Raw genomic sequence first — 3,308 nt, 5'->3', positions numbered from 1 at the left:
TCATAATACCGAGGATGTAGGACATCGCTTTGGAATCCAGCTTCTTTGCCTCTGCGATAAATTCGTTTAAGGCGGTAGGATTCGGATTGCCTTCATCGAAGAATTCCTGCGGTGTCACGCCCAGGTATTCGCAGATATAAAAGAAGGACTGCATAGAAGGAAGCGTTTTCTTATTCTCCACGTTGTTGATATAGTTGTTGGCCTGCCCAAGCGACAGCGACATATCCCGTGCGGAAACACCCTTCTGCATCCTCAATTTTGCCAGCCTTTCCGGAACAAAATCTTCATACACCATAGTCACCTCCCATTCTATAATAGATTGTACCTTACAGGCTGGCTCTATTCGCTAAATGAAAAGGGGTATTTGAGTTGACACACTAAATACAAACTATTAAAATAAGAGGTGTGGTAGTTTTCAGCTATCATCTAAAAGGGAGGCTGCAACATGAAAGAAAAAGTATGCGGAGTAACCGGACACCGGGAAATCCCCGCTGAATATATGGAGCAGGCAGAGCAAGGTCTGCGGCGCGAAATCGAAAAAGCCATCGCGGACGGCTATACCTACTTTATTTCCGGTTTTGCTGACGGTGCAGATCAGCTATTTGCCGGGATTGTTCTGGAAAAAGCCAAAGAAAATCCGGTATTGCACCTGGAGGCAGCGATTCCGTACCGCAACCGCTATAAGCGGCTGATGGAGGATGAGCGGACCAGGGCCATGCTGGAGGCATGTGCGAAGGTCGAGGTTGTCAGCGAAGAATGGGCTTCCAATGTCTACATGAAGCGCAACCGCTATATGGTAGGCCAGGCGGATCGGGTGATCACTGTCTATGATGGGCGGGAGAACGGCGGCACGGTGTCCACAATCCGCATGGTTCACGCCCAGCGGAAAGAAATGCGGGAGGTTCCTGTGGGGCCTTATCTTCCTGAAAGCATGATAAATCTTGGATATTTCAGGAACACTTCGGGTAGATAAGGATTTGTCTGTGTGGTAAAATAAGAAACATAAGTGGACAAATTGGAATTTATCTAAATGAAGAAAGGGATATGAAAATGTATCCAGATATGTATGGTAGAGATGAAATATTTTTTAGATTAGGTGTTGAACAATCCGACGATTTATTACAAAGAATTAAAACAGTTGAAAATCCAAATTTTCAAGATGACAACGGAACCTCTTATCTTCACAGGGCGTGTCAAAGGCATTATTTAGAGGCAATAAAATTATTATTGAACATGGGTGCTGATCCTAATATAAATGATAAAAAAGGGGTTTCCCCTATTTTAGAGGCGATAGGCAGAATACATGAGGACAACAATATTATTCTTGAGATAATGTTACAGCATGGATTAGATTTAGATAAAATGGAGGGGGATATGACATTAAAAGCAAAGATTGAGTCATTCGACGATGACGAAATGAACAAAATAGTAAAGAAGTATTATCATAAATAAGTCTCATGCTGATAATGCCATAAATCCTAAGTTGTCAAATAAAACTGAATACCATGAATTTACGCCGTAGATCCTTTCTGCGGCGTTTTGCTATATAACCCCGGCGCAAAGGTGTTCTTAGCCCTTTGCGCTTTTTTCATATTCAAAATTCAAAGGAGGTGCGGCACATGTGGGGCGCAGTATCACATTTTCTTTCTTTCACGCTTGGCACAATCGCAGGTGTAACTTTGATGTGTCTGCTGCAGGCCGGAAGGCAGGCAGACGAGCAGTTTACAAAATTCTTTGATAAAGAGGGAGGTTCGGACGAATGAAACTTGTAGTAGCCGAAAAACCCAGCGTGGCCCAATCTTTGGCCGCGGTGCTGGGAGCAAAGGAGAAAAAAGACGGGTATCTGGAGGGCGGCGGCTGGCTGGTGTCCTGGTGCGTGGGCCATCTGGTGGAGCTGGCCCAGCCGGAAGCCTATGGGGAGCAGTACGCTAAATGGCGATATGCGGATCTGCCCATTCTTCCCGCCCACTGGAAATATGATGTGGCAAAGGATAAGAAAAAGCAGCTTGGCGTCCTGCGTCATTTGATGGAAGATAAACGTGTGGACGCTGTGGTGTGCGCTACCGATGCTGGCCGGGAAGGTGAACTGATCTTCCGGCTGGTCTATCAGCAGGTTGGATGCAGCAAACCTATTCTCCGGCTCTGGATCATCTCTATGGAGGACGCGGCTATCCGTGATGGATTTGAACACCTGCGGCCTGGTGCGGACTATGACTTGCTTTATCGGGCGGCGCTCTGCCGGGCAGGTGCGGACTGGCTTGTGGGAATTAACGCCACTCGCCTTTTCTCTGTCCTGTATGGCGATACCTTGAATGTGGGCCGGGTAATGACGCCGACTCTTCGTACACCATAGTCACCTCCCATTCTATAATAGATTGTACCTTACAGGCTGGCTCTATTCGCTAAATGAAAAGGGGTATTTGAGTTGACACGCTAAATATAACCTATTAAAATAAGAGGTATGGTAGTTTTCAACTATCATCTGAAAGGGAGGCTGCAACATGAAAGAAAAAGTATGCGGAGTAACCGGACACCGGGAAATCCCCGCTGAATATATGGAGCAGGCAGAGCAAGGTCTGCGGCGCGAAATCGAAAAAGCCATCGCAGACGGCTATACTTACTTTATTTCCGGTTTTGCTGACGGTGCAGATCAGCTATTTGCCGGGATTGTTCTGGAAAAGGCCAAAGAAAATCCGGCGCTGCGCCTGGAGGCGGCGATTCCGTACCGCAACCGCTATAAGCGGCTGATGGAGGACGAGCGGACCAGGGCAATGCTTGAGGCATGTGCAAAGGTGGAAATTGTAAGCGAGGAATGGGCTTCCAATGTCTACATGAAGCGCAACCGCTATATGGTAGACCAGGCGGACCGGGTGATCGCTGTCTATGATGGACGGGAAAACGGTGGCACGGTGTCCACGATCCGCATGGTCCATGCCCAGCGGAAAGAAATGCGGGAGGTCCCTGTGGGGCCTTATCTTCCTGAAAGCATGATAAATCTTGGATATTTCAGGAACACTTCGGGTAGATAAGGATTTGTCGATGTGGTAAAATAAGTGGTAGATAAATCAAGAATAGTCGAGCCTTAATTTGTTTTTTGAAAATGATAAAGGGCTGTTGATTTCTGCGGTTGCAACCCGCCGTTGCGTAGTTGCAACCGCATTTTGGTGGTGTGCTATCGGTAAAAATCGTATACTGATAGCGAAAGATTAACTATTAAAAGTCAACCACAAAATGAATAGCTGTGGTGAAAGGGAGATGGTTCAAAAAGGGTATAGCAAAGCAGAGGTCTTGTCAGACCCCTGCTGGCT

5 protein-coding genes and 1 pseudogene are annotated in these 3,308 nt (G+C 46.7%); 5 read left to right on the top strand and 1 reads right to left on the bottom strand.

The window, feature by feature from the left end:
* A partial coding sequence (locus B5F35_RS17780; protein WP_087242984.1) for a helix-turn-helix domain-containing protein occupies window positions 1–292 on the bottom strand: 292 nt, incomplete at its 3' end.
* A 153-nt stretch (window positions 293–445) separates the two neighbouring features.
* Between B5F35_RS17780 and B5F35_RS17775 the strand changes: the two genes are divergently transcribed.
* From B5F35_RS17775 to B5F35_RS17755, 5 genes and pseudogenes are all read left to right on the top strand, one after another.
* Window positions 446–973 (top strand): SLOG family protein, encoded by a 528-nt coding sequence (locus tag B5F35_RS17775; RefSeq protein WP_087242982.1) that lies wholly within the window; start codon window positions 446–448, stop codon window positions 971–973.
* Window positions 974–1,044: 71 nt separating this feature from the next.
* Window positions 1,045–1,452: an ankyrin repeat domain-containing protein gene (locus B5F35_RS17770; protein WP_087242979.1), complete on the top strand. Its 408-nt coding sequence runs from the start codon at window positions 1,045–1,047 to the stop codon at window positions 1,450–1,452.
* A gap of 167 nt (window positions 1,453–1,619) precedes the next feature.
* Complete coding sequence (locus B5F35_RS17765; protein ID WP_087242977.1) at window positions 1,620–1,763, top strand: DUF3789 domain-containing protein; 144 nt, start codon at window positions 1,620–1,622, stop codon at window positions 1,761–1,763.
* Window positions 1,760–2,341, top strand: a pseudogene (locus tag B5F35_RS17760) (toprim domain-containing protein); the annotation flags it as partial. The gene B5F35_RS17765 and the pseudogene B5F35_RS17760, both read left to right, overlap by 4 nt.
* A 160-nt stretch (window positions 2,342–2,501) precedes the next feature.
* Window positions 2,502–3,029: an SLOG family protein gene (locus tag B5F35_RS17755; protein WP_087242975.1), complete on the top strand. Its 528-nt coding sequence runs from the start codon at window positions 2,502–2,504 to the stop codon at window positions 3,027–3,029.
* Window positions 3,030–3,308 lie beyond the last annotated feature (279 nt).

Origin of the sequence: Anaeromassilibacillus sp. An200 (assembly GCF_002160025.1) — a bacterium.
Taxonomy (GTDB): Bacteria; Bacillota; Clostridia; order Oscillospirales; family Acutalibacteraceae; genus Caccousia; species Caccousia stercoris.
This window is presented reverse-complemented; position numbering and strand designations above follow the sequence as displayed.